The organism is Nocardia carnea, assembly GCF_029868325.1.
Taxonomy (GTDB): Bacteria; Actinomycetota; Actinomycetes; order Mycobacteriales; family Mycobacteriaceae; genus Nocardia; species Nocardia carnea_C.
Genome location: NZ_JARWNW010000204.1, coordinates 24,246 through 48,652, shown reverse-complemented (window position 1 = coordinate 48,652; position 24,407 = coordinate 24,246). Strand labels below are relative to the sequence as shown.

Below are 24,407 nucleotides of genomic sequence, written 5' to 3'. Positions count from 1 at the left end.
CCGCGCGGGGCGCGCCCCGCCCCGCCGCGCCTGCGCGCACTACCACCCAACCCACACACCCCCCCCCCGGGGCCACGGGGCGCGCGATTCTCTGGTGTTCGCCGGGATGCGCCGGTCAGCGCAGGGTGGCGGTGAGGTGCGGGTAGCCCTTCTTCGGATGCCGCAGGGCCAGTTCCCAGCCGTCGGCGACCCGATCCGCGTACACGTTCACGGTCGAGGGCAGCAGAATCGGCTTACCGAACTTCACCGCGTAGGACACCGCACCGGGAATCCGGCCCTCCAACGTGGCAAGGATGGCCGCCGCCGACCACATACCGTGCGCGATGGCCCGCGGGAAACCGAACGCCTTGGCACCCAATGCCGAGGTGTGGATCGGATTCTGATCGCCGGAGGCGTTCGCGTAGCGGGTGATCGCCGATTGGTCGACCCGCAGGGTGCGCAGCGGGGGCGGTGGTACCTCTTCCGGCTTCGGCTCGGGTTTGGGACCGCCCGACAGCGAGGTCTTCTGCTGGTGCAGGAAGGTGGTCACCTGCCGCCACACCAGTTCCCGCCCGACCCGGATCTCGCTGATCGCGTCCACCAGCAGACCTTTGGGGTGCTCGCGCAGGTTCTCGATATGCGCGGTGATATCGAGTGGTTCACCGACCGAGATGTCGCGGGTGCGTTCGATCAGGTTCTCCGTATGTACCGCGCCCATCGCGGCGAACGGGAAATCGCGCTGCACCAGCAGTTTCATCACCATCGGGAAGGTGATGACGAAGGGGTAGGTCAGCGGCAGGTTGTCGCCGAACCGCAGCCCGGTGGCGCGGCAGTAGGCGGCCAGATGTTCGGGATCCACGCGCAGGCCGTCGAGCCGGACCTGGCGGTCCGGTATCGCCGCCGTGCGGCCGGATACGAACGGCAGCGGGACCGCGCCCAGGGCCGCCTTCGCATAGAGGCTGCCGTTCTTCGGGGGTGCGTCGAGGGTGATGGTCTCGGTCATCACGCGCCGATCATGCTCTGGCCGCAGACGCGGACGATATTGCCGTTCACCGCGTTCGACGCCGGGCTCGCGAAGAAGGCGACGGTTTCGGCGACGTCCACGGTCTGCCCGCCCTGGTTGAGCGAGGCCATCAGCCGGCCGCCCTCGCGGGTTGCCAGCGGGATCGCGGCGGTCATGGCGGTTTCGATGAATCCGGGCGCCACGGCGTTGATGGTGATGTTCTTCTCGGCCAGCGCGGGTGCTTCGGCGTTCACCATGCCGATGACTCCGGCCTTGGAGGCGCCGTAGTTGGTCTGCCCGCGGTTGCCGGCGATACCCGCGATGGAGGATACGTCGATCACCCTGCCGCCTTCCTTCAAGGCGCCCGAGGACACGAGGCCCTCGGTGATCCGGTGCGGGGCGGCGAGGTTCACGTTCAGGACCGCGTTCCAGCGGCCCTCGTCCATGTTCGCGAGCAGTTTGTCCCGGGTGATTCCGGCGTTGTGCACGATGATGTCGATACCGCCGAAGCGTTCGGTGGCGAATTCGGCGAGCCGCTCGGCCGCGTCGGCGGCGGTCACATCGAGTGCCAGCGCGGTACCGCCGACCTTGTTCGCCGTTTCCGTCAGCGCCTCGCCCGCGGCGGGGATATCGGCGACGATCACGGTCGCGCCGTCCCGGGCGAAGACCTCGGCGATGGTGGCGCCGATACCGCGCGCCGCGCCGGTGACCACGGCGACCTTTCCGTCGAGCGGGCGGTTCCAATCGGCGGGCGCGGTGGAATCGTCCTTGCCGACCCGGATCACCTGCGCGTCCACGAACGCCGATTTGGCCGAGAGGACGAAGCGCAGCGTCGAGGCGAGGCCGGTGGCCGCCGGCGAGGCTTCGGGGTGCAGGTACACCAGCTGGGAGGTGGCGCCGCGCAGCAGTTCCTTGCCGACCGAGCGGGTGAAGCCCTCCAGCGCTCGCTGGGCGATCTGGCCCTCGACCGATCCGGCGAGTTCCGGGGTGGTGCCGATGACCAGTACCCGGCCCGACGGCGCGATACTGCGCATGGCCGGCTGGAAGAACTGGTAGAGCTGGGAAAGGTCCTCGATGCTGCCGATACCGGTGGCGTCGAAGACCAGTGCGCCGTACTTGGTGCCGGCAGCCGGTGCATCGGCGAAGGTGTAGTCGCCGGCCAGCAGCGCGCGCAGCGGTTCGGCCACGCGGCCCTTACCACCCAGCAGTACCGGGCCGGGCAGTGCGGGCTCGCCGGGGGTGTAGCGCCGTAGTTTCTCCGGCTTCGGCAGGCCCAGCTTGTTCGCGAGGAACCCGCCGGGCGCGGAGTTGACGAACGATCCGTAGAGGTTGGGTGCGCCCTTGCTCTTGGCTGCCACTGTTCCCACCTTTTCTGTTGCTCGAGTGGTTGCCGGTACCGGCCGTGGGGCGGGGTACCCCCCCCCCCGCCCGGTGATGCCGGACAAACACAACCCCCCGCAGCGCGGGGGGGGGGGGCCGGCCGCCCCCGCGGCCGGGTACCGCGGATCCGGGGCCGGAAACACCCGACCATCTCGCCAACTCGACAACCTGGGAGACCCGAGTGACCACCACATCCCGTTCGACCCGTCCGGTCGCCATCGTCGGCGGCAACCGCATCCCGTTCGCCCGTTCCGACAAGGCCTACGCGCACGCTTCCAACCAGGACATGTTCACCGCGACCCTGGACGGTCTGGTGAGCCGCTTCGGCCTGCAGGGCGAACGCCTGGGCATGGTCGCCGGCGGCGCCGTCCTCAAACGGGTCGGCGAACACGGCATGATCCGGGAGAGCGTGCTCGGCAGCACCCTCAGCCCCTACACGCCCGCCCACGACCTGCAGCTCGCCTGCGGCACCGGCCTGCAGGCCGTGGTCACCGTCGGCGACGCCATCGCGGCCGGCCGGATCGAGGCCGGTATCGGCGGCGGCACCGACACCACCTCCGATGCGCCGATCGGGGTGAGCGAGCGGATGCGCGAATGGATGCTGAACATCAACCGCGCCCGCACCAACGCCGAGCGTCTCAAGCTGGTCGGCCAGTTGCGGCCCGGCATGGTCGGTATCGAGATTCCGCGTAACGCCGAACCGCGCACGGGGATGTCGATGGGCGAGCATGCGGCCGTCACCGCCAAGGAATTCGGTATCGCCCGCGAGGCGCAGGACGAACTGGCCTACCTGTCACACACGAATATGGCCGCCGCCTACGAACGCGGATTCTTCGACGATCTGGTGACCCCCTTCCTCGGACTCACCCGCGACGACAATCTGCGTCCCAACTCCTCGGTGGAGAAACTGGCCACTCTGAAACCGGTGTTCGGCGTGAAACTCGGCGACGCCACGATGACGGCCGGTAACTCCACACCCCTCACCGACGGTGCCTCGGCGGTACTGCTGTCCAGCGACGAATGGGCCGCCGAACGCCGCCTGCCGGTACTGGCGCATCTGGTGGACAGTGAGGTCGCGGCCGTCGACTACATCCACGGCCCCGACGGCCTGCTGATGGCCCCCACCTACGCGGTGCCCCGCATGCTGGCCCGCAACGGCCTGACCCTGCAGGATTTCGACTTCTACGAAATCCACGAGGCCTTCGCGTCGGTGGTACTGGCCACCCTGCAGGCGTGGGAATCGGATCAGTACTGCAAGGAACGGCTGGGACTCGACGGTGCCCTGGGCCCGATCGACCGGACCAAGCTGAACGTCAACGGGTCCTCGCTGGCCGCCGGTCATCCGTTCGCGGCGACCGGCGGGCGGATCGTCGCTCAGACCGCCAAGATGCTGGCCGAGAAGGGGTCCGGTCGGGCGCTCATCTCCATCTGCGCCGCGGGTGGGCAAGGTGTGGTGGCCATTCTGGAGCGCTGAGCGGGATAGCGCCGCATCCGGCCGCAGGCGGTCGGCAGCTGGGTGCGGTGAACCCCGAGCCGGGCGACACCGGTGCCGGCGGGAGCAGGGAGCTCGCCGGCACCGGGACCGGCCCCGGTGGGTATGCGGTCCTACCTTTCGGCGCCCGGTAATTCGTGGTGTCCGCCGAAGGCCTCGCGCATAGCCGAGAGGGTTTTGTCGGCGTAGCCGGACTCGCCGCGGGACGCGAAGCGCTGGAACAGGGCCGCGGAGAGGACCGGGGCGGGGACACCGATATCGACCGCGGCGTCCAGCGTCCAGCGACCCTCGCCGGAATCCGAGACGCGACCGCCGAAGGAGTCCAGGTCCGGATCCGCGTGCAGCTGGGCCGCGGTCAGGTCCAACAGCCACGACGCGACCACCGACCCACGCCGCCACACCTCGGTGACCTGCGCGATATCGATGTCGTAGCGGTAGTACTCGGGGTTCTCCAGCGGCGTCTCCTCGGCGGAGTACTCGCTCGCCGCGCGGTTGCCGTAATCGGCTTTGTGCAGGATGTTGAGGCCCTCAGCGTAGGCGGCCATCACGCCGTACTCGATACCGTTGTGGACCATTTTCACGAAATGCCCGGCCCCCGCCGGACCGCAGTGCAGATACCCGTGTTCGGCCGGGCCGGGTTCGCCTGCACGGCCCGGTGTGCGGGGCGCGGCCGCAACACCGGGCGCGATCGCTTGCAGCAGGGGCTCCACCTGCCGGAACGGTTCCGGTTCGCCGCCGACCATCAGGCAGAAACCGCGTTCGCGGCCGAAGACTCCGCCGGAGGTACCGATATCCAGATAGTGGATGCCGAGCGGGCCGAGCTTCGCGGCACGGTCGATATCGTCGTGGTAACGGCTGTTGCCGCCGTCGATGACGATATCGCCGGGGTCGAGCAGTTCGGCCAGTTGATCGATGACCGCGCCGGTCGCCCCGGCGGGGATCATCACCCAGACCACGCGCGGGGTCTCCAGCATTGCGAGGAATTCCCGCAGGTCGGTGCTGCCGCGGAAACCGTCGGCCAGTTCGGTGGTGAGCCCGGTGATCACCTCCGGATGGCGTTCGCAGCCCACCGCGGTATGGCCGGCCGCCACGATCCGCCGCACGATATTTGCGCCCATCCGGCCGAGCCCGATCATGCCCAACTGCATCTCGTGTCCCCTTTTCCCTGGGTTGGAGGTCCGGATCGCACGTCGTAGTCGATTGTGCCCGCCGCGGTCGCGAACTTCTGTGTGCGCGGGTGTAACGCCCTGTCGGCGGCGCCGATATACCGGTTGGCTCCGTGTATTCGCCTGACCCCCGACCCGGCGACTGCACGGGGCCACTTTGCTGTCCGGACCAGAACCGCGCAGTGGTCGTGCAGGCCGTTGCGTGGTATCGCCCGGCTACTGTGCGGTGTCTCAATTGAGCCGCTGCCCGGACCGCCAGATGGCGCAGCTGTGATCGATCAGGCACTGAAGATTACAGTTCGGACAACTATCGTTGGCGAAGGCTCGCACCCGGCGAGTCCCCGGACATTTCGATTGGGGAGGACGGTTCGTGAGCGGCGAATCGAATACCGACCGCGGCGACAGACACGAGCCCGGCCGACCACAGCCGACCGGCAGCGGTCCAGCTCAGCCGTCGCATACTGGTCGTGACCAGCAGGGACAGCCGCCCGCACGACCGAATCCGGCAGAAACCGTCGCGCCCGGCTGGCGCGGCGGCAGTTCGTGGCTGAACCCGGCGACCGGTACGGCCGGCGCAGATAACTCCGCGGCCTCCCCCGATTCAGTATCCGAGGGCTCGCCCAACCAAACCTCCGGCCCCGCTCCCACCGTTTCCCACCCGGCTGCCGCGCCGCTCGCGCCGGGGTATACCGGACCGCAGCAGGCCCGGGGCGGTGCCGATCCGGCCGGACCCGATTTCGCCACTCAGCAGTTGCCGCGCAGCGGCCCCACTCCGCCGCCGGACGCCTATGCCGCCGGCGGCCCCGATTTCGACGCCCCCACCGAAGTCTTCGAGTCCGCCGCCCTTACACAGCGCTTGGCCGGTGAGGAGGCCGCGTGGTCGGCCTACTCCGATGACACCGCCGCGACCGATGCCCTCGCGCAGAGCGGCTCGGTCCCTCCGGCGCCACCGCGGCCGCCGCAGGGGCGCCCGGGAGGTTCCGGCGGAGACGGTGGAGACGACGGGAACAAGCGTTCACCGGCCGGCCTCCGCGACCGATTTCGTGGTTCCGCGACCGCTCGCCGCGTGCTGCTGGCCGCCGCCGTGGTGTTCGGTATCGCCCTGGTGGGTTATATCGCCGATCTGGTGATGACCTCCGGCAGCGTTCCGCGCGGCGTCGAGGTCGCGGGGGTCGCGATCGGCGGGATGGACAAGGACGAGGCTCGCGCAAAGCTGCAGACCACCCTCGATGCCCGCTCCGGCGAAGTGGTGCCGGTGAAGATCGCCGATGTGCAGACCGAGCTGGTACCCAGCGCCGCCGGCCTCGGCGTGGACTGGGACGCCACCTGGGAGCGGGTGGGTGGCCAGCCGCTCAATCCCGCGGCCCGGCTGCTGTCCTTCGTCGCCACCCGTGAGGTCACGGTGGCCAGCACGGTCGACGAGGCCGCCTTCGGGCGCACCCTCGATGAACTGCGGGTACACGATCAGCCGCCGGTGGAGGGCGGTATCGCCTTCGAGGGCACACGGCCGGTCGCCGTGGACCCGGTTCCGGGCCGGATTCTGGACACGGCCGCGGCGCGGACCGTGCTCACCGACCAGTGGGCCACGGCGAACACCCTGGACCTGCCCGTTACGCCCGCACCCCCCGCGGTCCGGCGCGACGCCATCGAGAAGGCGCTGCACGAGATCGCCGAGCCTGCCGTGAGTGCGCCGGTGGTGTATTCGGGTAAGGGCAACGGGACCGCGACGCTGAATCCGGAGCAGATCGCCGCCATCGTGAGTTTCGTCCCGGACGGCCACGGTGGTCTGCGCGTCGAATTCGACCACAAGGTGGCGACGGATCTGCTCGCCCCGCAGCTGGCGCCGACCGAGGTCGAACCCAAGGATGCGACCTTCACCTTCTCCGGTGCGCCGACCGTGGTTCCCGCCGTGGTCGGCGACAAGATCAACTGGCCGAAATCGCTGGATCAGTTGCCGGCGATGCTGGCCGCCGCCGGACCGCAGCGCACCACCGCGGCGATCTATGAGCGGATCGAACCGAAGCTCACCACCCAGGCGGCGGAGTCGCTGGGCATTACCGAGGTGATGGGTGAGTTCACCACCGGCGATTTCTCCGGTCCGTCGGGTGTGAACATCCGGACCGTCGCCCGGGAGGTGAACGGTGCGGTCGTGAAACCCGGTGACACGTTCTCCCTGAACGGGCATACCGGCACCCGCGGCGCGGCCGAGGGCTATGTCGAATCCGGCATCATCGACCACGGCCGTCCCAGCACGGCGGTCGGCGGCGGGATCAGCCAGTTCGCCACCACCCTCTACAACGCCGCATATTTCGCCGGGCTCGAAGACGCGGGCCACACCGAGCACAGCTACTACATCTCCCGCTACCCGGCCGCCCGGGAGGCCACCGTCTTCGACGGTGCCATCGACCTGCAGTTCCGTAACAACACTCCGCACGGCATTTACATCCAGGCGTTCGCCGACAGCTCCGATGTGACGGTGCGTATCTGGGGCACCAAGACGGTGAACGTCGAATCCATCACCGGCGAAAAGTCCAAGCCGACCGAACCGGAAACCATCACCCTGCCCGAGGGCGACGACTGTATTGCCTCCACGGGAGCACCCGGTTTCACGATCGCCGATACCCGGGTGATCACCGATATCAATACCGGTCAGGAGATTTCCCGGCATACGCGGACGGTCAAGTACGACCCGGTTCCCGAGGTGAAATGCGTTTCCCCGGACGATGAGAAATCCGACGGGGAACAGCCCGAGGACACTTCGGAGCCGACCGCAGTGCCGCCGAGCAGCGGCAACGAGGGCAGCCGGCCCACCAATCGCGCGGGTAACCGCTGATACGCCACACCGGCCGGCCGGTGGAACAGCGGCGTTCCCTGCCTGCTCGTCCGTGGGGTAGCTGACGGTCGCTGCGGCACGTCGGCCTCGGTACCGAAACGACCTGGTCGTCGAGCGCATTGAGGCCGAGTCGGCCATGAGGTGCCGCCCACCGTGCTTGTGCCGAGTCTCGGGCCGGCGCAGGTTGTGCGCCGATTTCTACGTTTGATCACCGGCAGGCCGGCGTTCGGTTGGCCGCCAGGGACAGCGGCTCGGGTGGCCGCGGTATCGCGCAGATCGCCGGCATCGGCGGTCTCGGCGACGATGCCGGCGTCGCATGTTTCGGGACCGCGTCAACGGTCGCCCGGGGTCATCGTGGTGAGCGCGACCCGGCCGGTCGACTTCGGCTGCCGTAATGGTCACAGTGTCCGGTAGGCCGCCGGTGACTTACGGCGCCGCCCCGCCTACAGCGGGGTGCGCATCAGCAGGACGTTGTACTGCCGGTGCACCGTGAGCAGGAAGTACAGGTCGCTGCCCGTCTGGTAGGGGAAGATCATGGGCGCGTAGGCGGTAGGCAGGGAAGCTGCCTCCACCAGCACGCGCGGTGTACTCCACGGGCCTTCCGGGGTGTCCGCCGTGCGCAGCACCACCGAGTTGTGCGGATCGGTCGTCAGCATCACGTATTTGCGCAGATGGTCGTTCCACTGCACCGACAATTCGGCGACACCCTCGACAATCGGCGTCGCGGCCAACGGGTCGTTCACCTTCCAGCCGTGGCCGTCCCAGTACTCGTAGGCGTCGACATTCGCGATATCCGCCTCCCGCACCCGGGAGATGTAGCCGGCGTTGCCCCGCCCGGCTGCCGTGCCGTACCGGTACACATACCCATCGGCCTTCACGAACGCGTTCTGCTGAAAACGTTCGTGGCCGCCGCCGTTGGCCCGGCGGGTGGTGGGCAGCTGCGCCCAGGTCCGGCCGCCGTCGGCGGAGGAGGCGAGGGTCGAGAAGTTGGTGGTCCACTTGCCGTGGTCGCCCCATTCCTTCACCGACATCATGCTCATGTACTGCACACCGCCCACCGCGACCCCGGCGGTCGGGATCAGGCTGATCTCGATACCCGGGATCTTCGGGCTGGGCAGCGGGTTCGGGACCGCACCGTCGAAGATGATGCCCTGCGACGGGTCCTTGGTGCGGCTGTGGAAGAGCACATTGCTGCTCCACGCCCATGCGCTGCCGGCCAGCAGGTTGGGGATACCGAGACCGGCGGAATCGCCGAACGCCGTGATCATGGTCCCGGCTCCGTCGTCCCACATCACCCCGAGATCGGTGCCGAGTACGTTCACCCGCTCGGTCCGGTTGGGGCTGTCCATCCCGGTGACCTGGAAGACGGCCTGGGTTTCGCCCGGTAGCTGCGGCAGCCCGCGTGGCTGGCCGTTGATCCCGGGGATGGGATTCACATTGTTGGGGTCGGCTGCGGCCGGACCGGCCAGGACGAGGGCCGCGGTAGCACCCACTATCCCGGCGCGCACGAGTACGGACAGCGGGCGGCGAGTCATTCTCGGTTGTCCTCCTGCGGAACTGCGCGGTCTGCGGGTCATCTTGCCACGGCCGCGGTATCGGCGTGCCGGTCCGCGCTACCGAACCACCGCGGGATCCGGTCGAGCAAATCCTGCTGATCCGCTCCGGTCCAGGCCACGTGCCCGTCGGGCCGCAGCAGGACGGCGGGCACATCCAGTTCCGCGCCGGGGTCGGCGATACGGTCGATACGGTCGGTCCACCCCGCGACGGAGAGCCGGCCGGTCCGGTCGAGCAGTAGACCGCGTCCGCGGTGCATCAGCTCGTACAGGCGTCCCTGAGTCAGTGCGATATCGCGCATCCGCCGCCCGGCCAGTTCGTTTCCGTCGCCGAAGTCGTAACGGATATCGAGCGCGGTGATCTTGGCCAGCAAGTACCGGGTCACTTCAGGGAAGTCCATCAGTTCCGACAACAGCCCGCGCACCGCCCGTGGCCCCGGCTCGGCGGACAGCAGTTCCGATTGCGCGCGGGTATTCGCCAGCACGCCCGCAGCCACCGGACGGCGTTCGGTGCCGTAGCTGTCGAGCAGATCGTCCGGCGCCCGGCCCGCGAGCGTGGCCGCGAGTTTCCAGCCGAGATTGAACGCGTCCTGGATGCCAAGGTTGAGACCCTGCCCGCCCAGTGGCGGATGGATATGCGCCGCGTCGCCGGCCAGCAGTACCCGACCGACCCGATAGCGTTCGGCCAGCCGGGTCGCGTCACCGAATCGGGACAGCCGGCGCGGCGAATGCACCCCGAAATCGGTACCGGCGACGGCACGCAGTTGCCGGGCGAAGTCCGCGAGGGACGGCGGTGCCGACCGGTCGGCAGCCACCTCGGCCGCAGGCACCAGCACTCGGTAGAGCCCGTCGCCGAGCGGCATGAGACCGAAACGGTGCTCTGTTTTCCGTACTTCGGTCATCACCGTGGTGATGGTGTCCGGGGCGGCGGTGACCGCCATTTCCCCGAGCAGCGCATCCGTCGTGGACGGTTCCCCGGAAAAATCCACCCCGATCAGTGCGCGCACCGTGCTGCGCCCGCCGTCGCAGCCGATAAGGTAGCGGGCCCGCAGCCGGGTACCGTCGGTGAGCTCGGCGGTGACCCCGTGTTCGTCCTGCGCCAGCCCCGTCAACTCCCGGCCGCGCCGGATCTCGGCGCCCAGTTCCTGCGCGCGTTCGGTCAGCAGCCGGTCGGTGACCGGCTGGGGGATGCCGAGAATGTAGGGGTGGGCGGTATCGAGCCCGGCGGGCACGGCTTTGTCGATACCGGCGAAGTGGCTGCGGAGCGGGTACTTCTGCCCGTGGGCGAGGAAACGCTCCAGGATCCCGCGCTGGTCCAATATTTCGATACTGCGTACATGCAGGCCGGTCCCGCGGATGAATTCCGACGGCTCGGCGTCCTTTTCCAGCACGACCACCCGCACACCGTGCAATCGCAGTTCGCAGGCCAGCATCATGCCCGTGGGCCCGCCGCCGGTAATGATCACATCGAACATGTATCGCCCATCCCCTCCGTGGTTCCTGCCGTCACCACGCGCTGTCGCGAGCCTGTTTCCGCAGGTAGCGGGGCTCCGGCCGGATATTCTGCGGCACCACCGGGGTCTTGCCGCAAGACCCCCTGTGCGATATACGTTGAAGTGGGGAGGGGTTCGAAACGACTCGTTCGACCGGCCGTGTGCCCGGGTCGGCTCATGGGCTTCGTCGCTATGAGCGGGAGCCCACACAAAACTGGCGGCCCGGATCGTCCGGGCCGCCAGTTGGGAGAGCGATTTCTCAGCGGATCAGAACGCCGCCTCGTCCAGCTCCATGATGTCGTTGTCCAGGTTCGACAGGATGGTGCGGGTGGCCGTCAGCTCCGGCAGGATATTGCGGGCGAAGAACTGCGCCACGCCGACCTTGCCCTGGTAGAAGGCCTGATCGGCACCTTCCGCGCCGGCATCCAGTGCGGCACCGGCGACCTCGGCCTGCCGCAGCAGCTGCCAGCCGATCAGCAGATCGCCGACCGAGAGCAGGAAACGCACCGAACCCAGGCCGACCTTGTACAGCTCATCGGTCTGCTCCTGGGCGCCCATCAGGTGCCCGGTGAGTGTGGCGGCCATGGCCTGCACATCCTCGAGCGCGGTCGCCAGCAGCTTGCGCTCGGCCTTGAGCCGGCCGTTGCCCGCCTCCGAGTCGATGAACTTCTGCACCTGTCCGGCCACATGGCCCAGCGCGACACCGCGGTCCCGGGCGATCTTGCGGAAGAAGAAGTCCTGCGCCTGGATGGCGGTGGTGCCCTCGTACAGCGAGTCGATCTTGGCGTCGCGGATGTACTGCTCGATCGGGTAGTCCTGCAGGAAGCCGGATCCGCCCAGGGTCTGCAGCGATTCGGTGAGGTACTGGTAGGCCCGCTCGGAACCCACCCCCTTCACGATCGGCAGCAGCAGATCGTTGACGCGGGCCGCGAGATCGGCGTCGGCACCGGAAACGGCCGCGGCGACATCGGCGTCCTGGTGGGCCGCGGTGTACAGGTACACCGCGCGCAGGCCCTCCGCGTACGCCTTCTGGGTGGCCAGGCTGCGCCGCACATCCGGGTGGTGGGTGATGGTGACCCGCGGGGCGGCCTTGTCCGACATCTTGGTCAGGTCGGCGCCCTGCACGCGCTGCTTGGCGTAGTCGAGGGCGTTCAGGTAGCCGGTGGACAGGGTGGCGATGGCCTTGGTGCCCACCATCATCCGCGCGTGCTCGATGACCTCGAACATCTGCGCGATACCCTTGTGCACCTCACCCACGAGCCAGCCCTTGGCCGGGATGCCGTGGCCGCCGAAGGTGACCTCACAGGTGGCCGAAACCTTCAGGCCCATCTTGTGCTCGACATTGGTGACGAATACGCCGTTGCGGTCGCCCAGTTCGCCGGTTTCGTGGTCGAAGTGGAACTTCGGTACGAAGAACAGCGACAGGCCCTTGGTGCCCGGGCCGGCGCCCTCGGGGCGGGCGAGCACCAGATGCATGATGTTCGGGAACAGGTCGTCCGAATCGGCCGAGGTGATGAAGCGCTTCACGCCCTCGATATGCCAGGAGCCGTCCTCCTGCTGGACCGCCTTGGTGCGGCCCGCGCCCACATCGGAGCCGGCGTCGGGCTCGGTGAGCACCATGGTGGCGCCCCAGCCCTGCTCGACGGCGATCTTGGCCCACTTCTTCTGCTCTTCGGTGGCGTTGTTGTAGAAGATGTTCGCGAAACCGGGGCCGGCGGCGTACATGAAGGCCGCGGGCTGCGCGCCGAGGAGCAGTTCGGCGATGGCCCAGTAGGCGGCGCGCGGGACGTCGATACCGCCGAGTTCAGGGTCGACGGAGAAGCTGTCCCAGCCGCCTTCCTGCAGGGTCCGGTAGCTCTTCTTGAACGACTCGGGGAGGGTGACCGTATGGGTTTCCGGGTCGAAGACCGGCGGATTGCGGTCGGCGTCGGCGAAGGATTCCGCCAGCGGGCCTTCGGCCAGGCGACGCACCTCGTTGAGCATCTCCTTCACGGTGTCGGCGTCCAGGTCGCCGTAGGCGCCGGACTCCAGGATCTTGTCCAGACCGAGGACCTCGAAGAGGTTGAACTCCAGGTCGCGGACGTTGCTCTTGTAATGACCCATTGTGATACTCACTCTCCGTTGAGTCGGGTGCGGTCGGTGTGGTTAGCCGTTCCCGCCCGTTGTTGCCACCGGGTAGCTACCGGAACGCGGCAGGCTACTCGCGGGTAACTTACTGCCTATATTACCGACGGGTAAGGCGAGCGGCAAAGGGTCCCGCGGCAATGTGATGAGCGAAACAGGTAGCAACCCGGTGACCTGTGCAAACGAGACCCGAGCGGGTCTATCGGGCCGTTGTCACGCGTGGTACCTCGGAATGGGATCACCGGTGCCGGTGCTCAGCAGCTGCGGCAGGCTTTTCGTGATGTAGAAGGTCCAGCCGCGTGAGCAGGCCTCGAAGCATTCCGACTCGTCGGCGGTCAGGCCCTTGTGCGTGAACTGCAGTGTCGTGCCCTCCGGTGTCGCGGTGATATCGAAGACGACCGTCGTATCGGTCCATTCGGTGCGGTCGTCGACGAAGGTGAGATCGGAATCCACCACCTGCCAGACCATGCGTGCACCCGGAGTCACCTCGGTGAGCTGGAACCGGGCAAACCGGATGCCTTCTTTCTCCTTCGCGGTTTCCCCGGCATATTTGCTGTCGTCGGTGAAAACGAACTCGTCGCCCAAGGCGGCGCTCGCACCGATGAGGTTCTCGCTCCACCAGCCGCGCACGTTCGTCACGGCCGCGAAGACCTCCTCGGGGGTTTCCCGCACGGTTACGGCCGCGGTCAAGTACTCGGAATTCGACATCGTCATCGTCCTCTCTTCATCGGTGGTTTCGCCCCACCGACGAAGCAACACCGACCGGATCGACACCCGCATGGGAAAAAGTTCGAGAAAATTCGGGACGATCGCCGCGTCGCAGGTCAGAGCCCGCGCAGCCGCCGGGTCAGGTAGCGGCGTTCGGCGGCGGAAGGCGCCAGTTCCAATGCTTGCTCATAGGCCGCGGCGGCCTCGGTGACCCGGCCCTGCCGGCGCAGCAGATCGGCGCGGGTCGCGGGAAGTAGGTAGTAGCCGTCCAGGCGACCGGATTCGGCGAGTTCGTCGACGAGGGCGAGACCGGCCGGGACGCCCTCGGTCATGGCTACCGCCACGGCATGGTTGAGATCGACCACCGGAGACGGCGCCAGCCGCGCGAGGACACGGTAGAGCGCCGCGATCTGTGACCAGTCCGTGGACGCCGCGTCGGGTGCGCCGGCATGGCAGGCCGCGATGGCGGCCTGCACCTGATACGGCCCGGGACGCCGCAGAGCCAGCGCCTCGTCCAGTATGCGGACCCCTTCGGTTATCAGCGCGCCATCCCATCGGGAGCGGTCCTGATCCTCCAACGTGATCAGCACACCGTCCTCGGTACGTTGTTCGCGGCGGGCCTCGAGCAGCAGCATCAGCGCCAGCAGGCCCCGCGCCTCGGGTTCGGCAGGCAGCAACCGGACCAGCATCCGCGCGAGGTGAATGGCTTCCGCGGTCAGCCCGCGCTGTGTGGCCGCATCGCCGTAGCCCTGGTTGAAGATCAGATACAGCACCGCCGCGACCGCGGCCAAACGCTCCGGTAGCAATTCCGCCGGGGGAACCCGGTACGGGATGCCGGCCTCGACGATCTTGCGCTTGGCCCGCACCAGGCGCTGCGCCATCGTGGACTCGGTGGTCAGGAAAGCGCGGGCTATCTCGGGGGTGCTCACGCCGGCCAGCGTCCGCAAGGTGAGCGCGACCCGGGCCGGAAACGGCAGCGCGGGATGGCAACACGTGAATATCAGCCGTAACCGCTCATCGGGAATTACGTCTACCGGCGGCTCGGCCGGGTCGCGGGCCAGCACGGCGAGCTGGCGAAGTTTCGTTTTCGCAGCTGTGTTCCGGCGTAGCCGGTCTGTCGCGCGGTTGCGTGCGGTCGTGGTGAGCCAGGCCCCTGGGCGATCGGGGATACCGTCGCGCGCCCACGCGGACAACGCCGCGGCGAACGCGTCCTGTGCACAGTCCTCGGCCAGGTCCCAGTCGCCGGTCGCCCCGATCAGGGTGGCGACCACTTGACCCCACTCGTCGCGGTACGCCGCATCCAGCGCGGCGCGGACCTCCGGTGGTGCGGTCATTCCCACACGGGCCGGACCTCGATGGCGCCGTGCCGGGCATAGGGATGACGGGCAGCGAGTTCGACGGCTTCGTTCAGATCGGCACATTCGAGAATATCGATGCCGCCGATGAAATCCTTGGTCTCTGCGAACGGGCCGTCGGACACCAGCGTTTCTCCGTCCCGCACCCGGACCGTCGTCGCCTCCGCCACCGGACGTAACCGGGCGCCACCCCGTCGAGAGCCCCGCCGATCCACTTCCGCCGCGTAGTCCTGATGGGCCGGATCCGCCGCGATTTCGGCCGGGCTCGGCAACGATGTCTCGTCATCGCAGATCAGAAGCACATACTTCATCCTCCCAATATGCCCGACCACCCGGGCCGGAACCACTGGCGCGCGCCGCCCGGCGCTCCGGTACGAGATCTCGAAGAACCGATACGGGACTGGATAGGGTGAAGTGTGCGGATCGAGACGAGCGCCGGGCCCGCCGAGGCCGAGATCGATCACCCGGACGACCCCGCCTTCCTGCTGGTATTCACCCACGGCGCCGGCGGTGGGGTGGACAGCCGCGACATCGTGACGGTGCGCGATACGGCGCTGGCCGCGGGCGGTGTCGTGGCCCGCGTGCTGCAGCCCTACCGGGTGGCCGGCCGCCGAGCGCCCGGTAAGCCGGAGCCGCAGGACAGGGCCTGGGTCGAGCTTGTTACCGCCCTGCGATCGGAGATCGGCCCCGGCCTTCCGCTGATCCAGGGTGGCCGCAGCAACGGGGCGCGGGTCGCCTGCCGGACCGCCGGCGAACTCGGTGCCCGCGGCATCGTGGCGGTGTCGTTCCCGCTGCATCCGCCCGGGAAACCGGAGAAATCCCGGCGCGACGAATTACTGGCGGCCGCACCGGCCGAGGTGGTGGTGATCAACGGTGGTAGCGATCCGTTCGGAATCCCGGACCCGGCGGACGCGGCGGAGGTCCGGGTCATCGCCGGGCAGCCGCATTCTTTCAAGAAGGGGTTCGACGACATCGCCGAAACGCTGGCGCCGTGGTTCCGGCGCTGGAGTCGGTGAGTTACCCGGCTGAGCCGGACAGGCCGCGCCGCAAGGCGCGTGTGTGACCGCGCCACGCGGCACTGCCGGGTTAACCGGGTTGCCGCCTGTGTGATCCGGGGCTACTGAACCGGTTTGGTGGCGACCACCAGGGCGTCGATCGCGTCGCCGGCTTCGGTCGGCCGCAGGACCTGCTGGGCGGTATCGATCTGGAGACCGCTGTCCTCGCCCAGGTCGGCGACCACATCCTCGGGCGTGAACAGGATCTCCGGATCCTGCGGACCCCCGTGCCCCCGTTCCGGATTCGCGCTGTCGTGCCCGAGGACCAGCAGCATCCCGCCGGGGGTGAGCAACCGCGCCGCCCGCCGGACCATCTCGCGACGCTGTCCGGCCGGTAGATGCAGGAACACCATCAGGACCAGTTCGTAAGGACCGCCGATATCCACACCCGGATCGGTGAGATCGGCGCACTGCCAGGTGATCCGCTCCCGGATCGACCGGGTCAGCCGCGTCGCCACCGTACGGCCCTTATCGATCCCGACCTGGGAGAAATCCACCGCGTGCACCTGCCAGCCGTGGGTGGCCAGCCACAGCGCGTTGCGGCCCTCCCCGCAGGCCAGATCCAGTGCGCGCGGGAATTCCGGAACCGTCCCGTCGGGACCGGGTACGCGCGGTATGCGCCGGTCCAGTCCGTGCACGAACTCCACCACCGTGTTGTTCGGCGGTGCGCCCCACACCAGTTCGCTCTGCACATACCGCGCATCCCATTCGGCCGCGTCCATACGGGCCAGTGTATGGACGCGGTGTCCGGTTCGGACCGCTTCGGGGCCGGATGTCACTCGTCGGCGGGTTCGGGCAGCCAGTGCACCGGCGAGGTTTCCCGGACATGGACGAGGATGTCGAAGGCCGCCGCCGCCGAACTCACCGTCAGCCGCGCCGATTCATCCGCGGCCGGGTCGTACACACCGCTGATCACCCGCAGCTGGGCCGGCGCCGCCCGCCACGCCCGGACCTCCGGTGGTGCGTCGTCGCGTAGGTCGACGAAGTAGGCGGGCAGGTCGACGGTCCCCAGATCGGCATCGACGAGGTCCGGGTAGGGGTCGGGCGCGATCGCCGCGCCCAGGTCGCCGTGATGGAAACCGATCGCCACCGAGCGGTAGCCGGTGCCGAAATAGGTGCGCAGCTCGCTGCCTTCGCCGTGGAATCGGGTCTGATCCGGGCCGAGGCCGATCTCGGTGGCGGCGGTATGGGCGATCCCGTCCCAGTAGACGATTCGGGCACCGGTGTCGCGATGGTGATCGATGATCCTCCGGGCGGGCCGGGGATCGTCGCTACCGAAGCTGCCGCGACCGGCCACGCTGTTCTCGTGGAAGTCCACGATCAGCCGGATGCGGTCCAGTGCCGTCGAATACGCTGCGGCGGCCTCGGGGTCGTCCGGCTGCGGTAGCGAGTGCAGGAGAGTGAGCGCGGCACGGGCATCCTCGGCGAATGGTCGGCCGGGGTGAATGCCCTGGTGACGTTGGACGTGCTCGTCGATCCGGTGCGCGCTGCGGATCGGGGTCAGATACGCGGCGAGTTCGTCGGCGTGGGCGGGGGCCCAGCGGCGGGCGTAGGCGAGCACTTCGTCGTAGTCGGCGGATTCGGCGGCCGCCGGTTCGATGCCGAACACACCGACCTGATCGTCCGGGTGGTCGATGTTGTAGGCGCGCAGCCATTCGAGTGTCGCGACGGTTTCGGTCGTGCGCAGGGGGCGCCAGGCGCCGGTGAGCGCGGTGTACGGATCACCACTGCCGGTGCGTACGTAGGCGTCGAGCCGGGCACCGGAGCGTGCGCTGTCCTGGATGGCGAGCGCACGGAATCCGTGCTCGCTGATCAGAGTGCGCAGGATCCGATCGCGGATCCCGTAGGTCTGGCGGGAGAAGCGGGTGGATTCGCCGAGGCCGACCACGGTGGCCGCGGCCAGGTGGTCGGTCAGCGCCCGCAGATCCGGACCGGTATCGGCGGCGTCGGTTCCGTGTACGGGCCGCGCGTTATCGCGCAGCCATCGGTGCACCGCGTCGGCGGTATCGGTGGATGTCGAGGTCGTGGTCACGCCAGGCTCCTAATGGCTCGTCGGAGTGTGTGTCGTGAACCAGCCTCGTACCTCAACTATTGTTTAGGTCAAGCCGTGTCAGAGCTGAGTGCGCATCAGGACCACGTTGTACTGGTTGTGGACCGTGGTGAGGAAGTACAGATCGCTTCCGGTCTGATACGGGAAGATCGACGGCGCGTACGCGGTCGGCAGCTCCCGTGCGTCGATCAGCACCCGGGGCGGGCTCCACGGACCCTGCGGGGCGGGCGCGGTGCGCATCACCACCGAATTGAACGGGTCGGTGGTCAGCGAAACGTATTGACCCAGATGATCATTCCACATGACCGACAATTCGCCGACCCCGTGCATGATCGGTTTCGCGGCATTCACATCGCCGTGTTTCCAACTGCCGCCGTCCCAGTATTCGTAGGCGCCCAGATTCTGGATATCGGCCTCGCGGACCCGGGATATGTAGGCGGCATTGTCGCGGCCCGACGCGGTTCCGTAAACATAAACGTAGCCACCGTCTTTCGCGAAGGCATTCATCTGGAAATTGCGGTTGGCGCCCTCGTTGGGCCGGCGGGTGAATGTCAGATCGGCCCAGGTTTCGCCGTTGTCGGCGGATGCGGCCAGCCCGGAGTAATTGGTTGTCCATTCGCCCGGGGTATCCCATGTCTTCACCGACATCAGGCTCATGTACTGTACGCCGTTCACGGAGATACCGGCGGTCGGAATACGGCTGATCTCCAGGAACGGAATTTTCGGGCTCGGGATCAGATCCCGGGCCTGACCGAACACGTCGCGGACCACACTGTCGAAGTAGATACCGTGCCGGGGGTCGCGGGTATGGCTGCGGACCAGCACATTACTGCGCCACGCCCACATACTGCCGGACAGCAGGTTGGGGAATCCGACGCCGGCGGTATCGCCGAACGCGGTGAGCATTTCACCGTGCCCGTTGTCCCACATGATGCCCAGATCGGTGCCGAGCATGTTGTAGGTGTGGGTGCCGTTCGGGCTGGCCATACCGGTGACCTGGAAAACGGCCCGGGTGGCTCCGTGTAATTGGGGAAGCCCATTGGTGCCGTTCAGCACCGGAATGGGATTGATGGCGTTGGGATTCGCCGTGGCCGGTGCGGTGGCCGCGAGCATTGCGGCCGATGCGCCCGCCAGCAGAGACATGAGTATGGATCCGGTTCTTTTCAAGTCCGTCGGACCTCCGGGTTGCGTCGAGAATCGCCGCGGATAAACGTGGGCACCTCGAGATCTGTTGCACGGCTCATTTCGACTGGCTGGCAGATCGCGGTCATGTTAGCAGTGGATATGGGCTGATCAGAGGCTTTGCGTGGCAGTTCTGTGCTGGTGTCACACAGGTCGGCGGGGTTGTTGCCGAATTGTCACCAGCGGTGAGTCCGCGGGACCGCTGCTCCAGAGCGCCGTAGATCACTCCATGGTCTAATCGAGAAGTTAACCGCGCATTTCGGCGGTTTACTTCAGTGAGGAAGCGGAGGACGTATGCTGCCAGCCGGAATGGACCCGCGCACACCGGTGCTCGTCGGAGTCGGACAGATCGTGCATCGGTCCGGTGAACCAGGTCTGCCGGGGGCAGTCGAATTGGCGGCGGAATCGCTGCGCCGGGCCGGTGCGGACAGCGGAACCGGCGATACGCTGCTGCGATCGGCCGATGTGGTGGCCGCCGTCGCCACGGTCAGCGGCTCCTACCCCAACCTTGCCGCGACGGTCGCCGCGCAGATCGGCGCCTCCCCGAAACGGACCCTGCAATCCGCCCCCGCCGGTGGCGACGCACCCCAGCGGCTGCTCAACCTGCTGGGCAGGCAGATCGCCGAAGGTAAAACCGATATCGCCCTGATCTGCGGCGCCGAGGCGATGGCATCGCTCGGCAAGGCCAAGAAAGCCGGTGTGGACCCCGGCTGGACCGAACAGCACGAGAACGCCGTACCCGACGAGATCGTGGGCGCCACCGACGCCCCCAGTTCCGCGATGGAAACCGCGGCCGGACTCTGGGGGCCGATCTATGTGTACGCGCTGATCGAATCGGCGATGCGCAACCGTCTCGGCCTCGACCAGGAGACGCATCTGGCGCGGATCGGCGGGCTGTGGTCGCGATTCTCCGAGGTCGCGGCCCGCAACCCGTACGCCTGGCTGCCGACGCAACGGACCGTCGCCGAACTCGTCACCACCGGGCCCGACAACCGGATGGTGTGCAGCCCGTACCCGAAACTGCTGATGGCGAATCTGTCCGTCGACCAGGGTGCGGGCCTCATCCTGTGCAGCGCCGCGGCGGCGGATGCGGCCGGGGTGCCCCGGGAGCGGTGGGTCTTCCCGCACGGCGGCGCCACCGCCACCGATACCTGGTACCTCTCCGAACGCACCGATATCGCCGCCTCCCCGGCGATCGCCGCGGCCGGCCGGGCCGCGCTGACGGGCGCGGGGGTCGGTATCGACGATATCGCCCATATCGACCTGTATTCCTGCTTCCCGGTGGCCGTTCAGGTGGGTGCCGCGGCGCTGGGCCTGCCGATCGACGATCCCGCGCGACCCCTCACCGTCACCGGCGGCCTCACCTTCAGTGGCGGTCCGGGCAACAACTACAGCACCCACGGCATCGCCACCATGGCCGGGATCCTGCGCGACAATCCCGGCGACTACGGGCTCACCACCGCGCTCGGCTGGTACATCACCAAACACGGGGTGGGCGTGTATTCGGCGAAACCGCCGGCCGAACCGTTCCGTCCGGTGGAGGCCGAGGTCCCGGTGGCCCGGCGCGAGACGGCCCCGGGCTATACCGGCCCGGCGGTTATCGAGGCGTACACGGTCCCGCACCGCAAGGGTGAGGCGGGCGACGAAGCCGAAGCCGTGGTGGTCAGTGCGCTGAACCCGGCCGGGGCACGCATACTTGTCCGGGCGACGGACAGCGAAACCATCGCCGCCTGCACCATCGGCGACCGGTTGGGCGCTGCCATCGAGATCACCGCCGCCGACCGTTTCATTCTGCGCAGCGAGAGGACAGCCTGATGACCGACACCGTGCTCCTGGACCGGTGTGATGCGATAACCGTGCTCACCGTCAACCGGCCCGCGGCGCGTAACGCCATCGACCTGGCGACGGCGAAGGCGATCGAGGCCGCGATCGACGAATTCGAGGCCGACGATACCGCGCGGGTACTCGTGCTCACCGGCGCCGACGGAACCTTCAGCGCCGGAATGGATCTGATCGCGATGACCCGTGGCGAGTTCCCGGTGACCGAGCATCGCGGACCGCTCGGAATCGCGGCGAAACCGCCGGCCAAACCGATGATCTCGGCAGTCGAGGGTTTCGCACTGGCCGGTGGTTTCGAACTGGCGCTCTCCGGTGACCTCATCGTCGCCGCGCGGGACGCGAAATTCGGTATCCCCGAGGTGAAACGCGGACTCGTGGCGTCCGGCGGCGGCGTTATGCGCCTCACCCAGCGCCTGCCGCGCAGTATCGCGGCCGAACTGGCCTTGACCGGGGGCCGGATCAGCGCCGAACGGCTGCATCAGCTGGGGCTGGTCAACCGGGTGACCGAACCCGGCGAAGCGCTGGAGGTCGCGCTGGAGCTGGCGGGCGAGATCGCGGCCGCCGCCCCGCTCGCGGTGGCGGCCAGTAAACGGATCATCGACGAGTCCCCGGATTGGAATACCGCGGAGGGCTTCGCGAAGCAGGGGGAGATCGCTCTTCCCGCAATCGCTTCCAAGGATGCGGCCGAGGGGGCGCTCGCATTCGCGGAGAAGCGCGACCCGGTGTGGCAGGGTCGCTGAGTTTTCCGCGCCGCACGGTGTATCGGCTGTCGCCAGAACACCCGCGCCCGGCCGAGTGCGCCTTCTACGTGGGCATTTGATCGAGAATCACGCGGGCGCAGGCGGCGGGATCGTCGTAGAACGGCGTATGCCCGCTGCCCTGCAGCGTGATGTGGCGGGCGTGCGGGAGTACCTCGCGGGCGCGCCGGCTCTGGGTCTTGTAGGTGAGCAGGATGTCGCGGTTACCCCAGGCGATGGTCACCGGAAGGTCCGCCAGCGCCGCCGGGTCGGCGAGTTCCGCCTCGGTGAACGAGTCCAGTGCCGGTGAGAAACCCAGCGATTTCACCGCACCTTCGGCAGTGTCCAGAGCGGTCTGCGTGTCGACTGCCCAGGGCTTACCGAAGACCAGGCTCAAGAACATGGTGCGGCCGGCCGGTGTGCCGAGCACCTTCGGCATCGCCGGGCCGAGGATCCGGCCGAGTTTCTTGGACCGGCCCAGCGATTGCTGACACCAGACGCGGCCCGGTGTGTCCCAGAAGAAGATCGGCGAGAAGGCCGTCACCGAGCGTGCCAGGCCGCGGGCACCCAGATTCAGCGAGATGCCGCCGCCCATCGAATTTCCGGCGAGATGGGGCCGGTCGAGCCCTTGGGCGGCCAGGAAATCGGCGAGGGCGTCGGTCAGGGTGTCGACGGTGGTGCGGGGTAGCGGCGCGGAACCGCCGAAACCGGGTAGATCGACCGCGAACACCTCGAAATGCTCCGCGAGGGTGCCGATGATCGGTTCCCACACCTGCCACCGGCTGCCCACACCGTGGACCAGCACGAGAGGTTCACCGCTGCCTTGGCGATGGTGCTCGAGATCAGTCATTATCCAGCTCTCCGATCAGGATCCGAACTGCGGAATCACACTAACAGCAGGCAGGGGACATCAGTTCGGTTCGCGAGGATCGCCGGCGGTACGTCCTCGTTGGACCTGCACCGACGACGGGTGTGAGTCTTCTCGAAATATGCTCCTCCGAGTTGCGGCCCGACTGTGACTGCGACTACACACATGCGTGGGCGTCACGCGGACGACCGTGGGACGATCCCCGATCACCGCGGCGTCCAGGTGATACATCTGAGAGAGGAACCCGGTGCGGAAGACCCTTTTTGCCGCGACCCTAGTCATTCTGCCGCTGCTGGCGGCGGCCTGCGGTAGCGATACCGAATCCGCGCCCGCGCTCACCGAGGCGGACCTGTCGAAAGCCCTGCAGGAAAAGGGTCTCAAGGACCCGGCCTTCGCCGACTGCGCCGCCAAGGTGTACCTGGCGGAAGGTATTTCCCAAGAGGGCCTGCAAACCATGATCAGCGACGAGTTCGACACCCGGATGGCCGATCCGGAGACTCTCGGACTGAGCCCGGAGGACAAAACCAAGGCCGAAGCCGCGACCACCAAGATCGTCGGTGAATGCCTCGGGACGTCGCAGTAGGCGGTAACGGTAGCGGATGCCGATCGGGCATCGTCGGCCGTGCCGTAGCAGCGTTCTCTGTCCACGGCCGTGGGCCGGGTCATCGCGCTGCCGCTCGGCGGCCGACGAGTGCCGAGGCCGCGGCTACGGAACCGTTCAGGACAGATATCGGCTGGGGCCGAACTGCTCGAGTCCGGTGACCCGGAGCAATTCGAGGGACCCGGCAGTGCCGGTCGCTGGTGCGGCGGAGTAGACGAGGACGGTCTGGTCGGCCTCGGGATCGTGCAGTACGTCGCAGTCGAGAGTGAGAACGCCCAGTTCCGGGTGGGTGACCTCGGTGGTGCGGCTGCGCAATCGACCGGAACGGCCGGTTTGCCAGAGTTGCTCGAATCGAGCACTTCCGGCCCGCAGTTCGGTGATGAGCCGGACGAGGTCTGCGTCCCCTGGGTATTTGGCATGGGCAGTGCGCAGGCAGCCGACGCAGTCGGCAGCGTCGCCGCCGGCCTCCTCCCCGGTCCGCGCGCTGTCCGCACCGGCGCCGAGGAACCGTTGCCACAACAGGTTGCGTTGTGCCGGTGGCAACTGTGAGAAGTCGCCGAACAGGGCGGCTGCGAGCGGATTCCAGGCCAGCACATCGGATTTGGCGGACAGTACGACAGCGGGCAAGTCCGGGATGCGGTCCAACAGCCGCAGCACGCTCGGGCGCACCAGCATGGATACACATCCCGCGTGCGGCGGCTCCGATCCCGCGAGCCGGAACACCAGGTCACGGTCGGGATCGGAAAGCCGTAACGCGCGGACCAATGCACCCAGCACCTGGTCGGACGGTTTGGGGCCACGCCCCTGCTCGAGCCGGACGATGTAGTCGACGCTGAGCCCGGCCAGTTGCGCGACTTCCTCGCGTCGCAGACCGGGCACCTGCCGCCGAAGGCCGGCCGCCAACCCCACATCGACGGGCCGGAGACGGGAGCGCGCGGTCTTCAAGACGGTGGCCAATTCGGCTCTGTCCACCACCTCATCCTGCCGCA

The 24,407-nt window shown here is 68.0% G+C and carries 20 protein-coding genes; 6 read left to right on the top strand and 14 right to left on the bottom strand.

Features of this window, described 5'->3' with window-relative positions:
* Window positions 1–115: 115 nt before the first annotated feature.
* Both QH196_RS16965 and QH196_RS16960 read right to left on the bottom strand, forming a co-directional pair.
* On the bottom strand, window positions 116–982 hold the full coding sequence (locus QH196_RS16965; RefSeq protein ID WP_280416771.1) for a MaoC family dehydratase: 867 nt from the start codon (window positions 980–982) through the stop codon (window positions 116–118).
* Entirely contained in the window at window positions 982–2,340 is a 1,359-nt protein-coding gene (locus QH196_RS16960; protein WP_280416769.1) for a 3-oxoacyl-ACP reductase, read from the bottom strand. Before QH196_RS16960 ends, QH196_RS16965 begins: the two co-directional genes overlap by 1 nt.
* Before the next feature lie 203 nt (window positions 2,341–2,543).
* Here QH196_RS16960 and QH196_RS16955 point away from each other — a divergent pair, with 203 nt between their 5' ends.
* Entirely contained in the window at window positions 2,544–3,836 is a 1,293-nt protein-coding gene (locus QH196_RS16955; RefSeq protein ID WP_280416768.1) for an acetyl-CoA C-acetyltransferase, read from the top strand.
* A gap of 131 nt (window positions 3,837–3,967) precedes the next feature.
* On the opposite strand, the gene gnd is transcribed toward QH196_RS16955, so the two are convergent.
* Window positions 3,968–5,002, bottom strand: coding sequence for a phosphogluconate dehydrogenase (NAD(+)-dependent, decarboxylating) (gene gnd / locus QH196_RS16950; protein ID WP_280416767.1), 1,035 nt, complete (start codon window positions 5,000–5,002; stop codon window positions 3,968–3,970).
* Window positions 5,003–5,771: 769 nt separating this feature from the next.
* Here gnd and QH196_RS16945 point away from each other — a divergent pair.
* Complete coding sequence (locus QH196_RS16945) at window positions 5,772–7,853, top strand: VanW family protein (RefSeq protein ID WP_280416766.1); 2,082 nt, start codon at window positions 5,772–5,774, stop codon at window positions 7,851–7,853.
* A 443-nt stretch (window positions 7,854–8,296) separates the two neighbouring features.
* Here QH196_RS16945 and QH196_RS16940 read toward each other — a convergent pair whose 3' ends face one another.
* The 6 genes from QH196_RS16940 to QH196_RS16915 all read right to left on the bottom strand — a co-directional run bounded on the left by QH196_RS16940 (window position 8,297) and on the right by QH196_RS16915 (window position 15,397).
* A complete protein-coding gene (locus QH196_RS16940) occupies window positions 8,297–9,388 on the bottom strand; it encodes a DUF4185 domain-containing protein (protein WP_280416765.1) in 1,092 nt (363 codons plus the stop codon).
* Window positions 9,389–9,426: 38 nt separating this feature from the next.
* Entirely contained in the window at window positions 9,427–10,881 is a 1,455-nt protein-coding gene (gene rox / locus QH196_RS16935) for a rifampin monooxygenase (RefSeq protein WP_280416764.1), read from the bottom strand.
* 285 nt (window positions 10,882–11,166) lie between these two features.
* Window positions 11,167–13,002 (bottom strand): acyl-CoA dehydrogenase, encoded by a 1,836-nt coding sequence (locus tag QH196_RS16930; RefSeq protein ID WP_280416770.1) that lies wholly within the window; start codon window positions 13,000–13,002, stop codon window positions 11,167–11,169.
* Window positions 13,003–13,236: 234 nt separating this feature from the next.
* Window positions 13,237–13,731, bottom strand: coding sequence for an SRPBCC family protein (locus tag QH196_RS16925; RefSeq protein WP_280416763.1), 495 nt, complete (start codon window positions 13,729–13,731; stop codon window positions 13,237–13,239).
* Between the two features lie 116 nt (window positions 13,732–13,847).
* Window positions 13,848–15,065: an RNA polymerase sigma factor gene (locus QH196_RS16920; protein WP_280416762.1), complete on the bottom strand. Its 1,218-nt coding sequence runs from the start codon at window positions 15,063–15,065 to the stop codon at window positions 13,848–13,850.
* Window positions 15,062–15,397: a YciI family protein gene (locus tag QH196_RS16915; protein WP_280416761.1), complete on the bottom strand. Its 336-nt coding sequence runs from the start codon at window positions 15,395–15,397 to the stop codon at window positions 15,062–15,064. The genes QH196_RS16920 and QH196_RS16915 overlap by 4 nt, the downstream gene beginning before the upstream one ends.
* Before the next feature lie 105 nt (window positions 15,398–15,502).
* On the opposite strand from QH196_RS16915, the gene QH196_RS16910 reads away from it, so the two are divergent.
* Window positions 15,503–16,102 (top strand): alpha/beta hydrolase family protein, encoded by a 600-nt coding sequence (locus QH196_RS16910; RefSeq protein WP_280416760.1) that lies wholly within the window; start codon window positions 15,503–15,505, stop codon window positions 16,100–16,102.
* A gap of 101 nt (window positions 16,103–16,203) precedes the next feature.
* On the opposite strand, the gene QH196_RS16905 is transcribed toward QH196_RS16910, so the two are convergent.
* The 3 genes from QH196_RS16905 to QH196_RS16895 form a co-directional block, all read right to left on the bottom strand.
* Window positions 16,204–16,863: a class I SAM-dependent methyltransferase gene (locus QH196_RS16905; protein WP_280416759.1), complete on the bottom strand. Its 660-nt coding sequence runs from the start codon at window positions 16,861–16,863 to the stop codon at window positions 16,204–16,206.
* A gap of 53 nt (window positions 16,864–16,916) precedes the next feature.
* Window positions 16,917–18,173 (bottom strand): erythromycin esterase family protein, encoded by a 1,257-nt coding sequence (locus tag QH196_RS16900; protein WP_280416758.1) that lies wholly within the window; start codon window positions 18,171–18,173, stop codon window positions 16,917–16,919.
* Window positions 18,174–18,251: 78 nt separating this feature from the next.
* A complete protein-coding gene (locus QH196_RS16895; RefSeq protein ID WP_280416757.1) occupies window positions 18,252–19,334 on the bottom strand; it encodes a DUF4185 domain-containing protein in 1,083 nt (360 codons plus the stop codon).
* Window positions 19,335–19,667: 333 nt separating this feature from the next.
* Between QH196_RS16895 and QH196_RS16890 the strand changes: the two genes are divergently transcribed.
* Both QH196_RS16890 and QH196_RS16885 read left to right on the top strand, forming a co-directional pair.
* Window positions 19,668–21,188, top strand: a complete 1,521-nt coding sequence (locus QH196_RS16890; protein WP_280416756.1) for an acetyl-CoA acetyltransferase — start codon at window positions 19,668–19,670, stop codon at window positions 21,186–21,188.
* Window positions 21,188–21,952, top strand: coding sequence for a crotonase/enoyl-CoA hydratase family protein (locus QH196_RS16885; RefSeq protein ID WP_280416755.1), 765 nt, complete (start codon window positions 21,188–21,190; stop codon window positions 21,950–21,952). The genes QH196_RS16890 and QH196_RS16885 overlap by 1 nt, the downstream gene beginning before the upstream one ends.
* Window positions 21,953–22,016: 64 nt before the next feature.
* Here the strand turns inward: QH196_RS16885 and QH196_RS16880 are convergent, their stop codons facing one another.
* Window positions 22,017–22,799 (bottom strand): alpha/beta fold hydrolase, encoded by a 783-nt coding sequence (locus QH196_RS16880; protein WP_280416754.1) that lies wholly within the window; start codon window positions 22,797–22,799, stop codon window positions 22,017–22,019.
* A 265-nt stretch (window positions 22,800–23,064) separates the two neighbouring features.
* Between QH196_RS16880 and QH196_RS16875 the strand changes: the two genes are divergently transcribed.
* Window positions 23,065–23,400: a hypothetical protein gene (locus QH196_RS16875; protein ID WP_280416753.1), complete on the top strand. Its 336-nt coding sequence runs from the start codon at window positions 23,065–23,067 to the stop codon at window positions 23,398–23,400.
* A gap of 135 nt (window positions 23,401–23,535) precedes the next feature.
* Here the strand turns inward: QH196_RS16875 and QH196_RS16870 are convergent, their stop codons facing one another.
* Window positions 23,536–24,390: a helix-turn-helix transcriptional regulator gene (locus QH196_RS16870; RefSeq protein ID WP_280416752.1), complete on the bottom strand. Its 855-nt coding sequence runs from the start codon at window positions 24,388–24,390 to the stop codon at window positions 23,536–23,538.
* Between the last annotated feature and the right edge of the window lie 17 nt (window positions 24,391–24,407).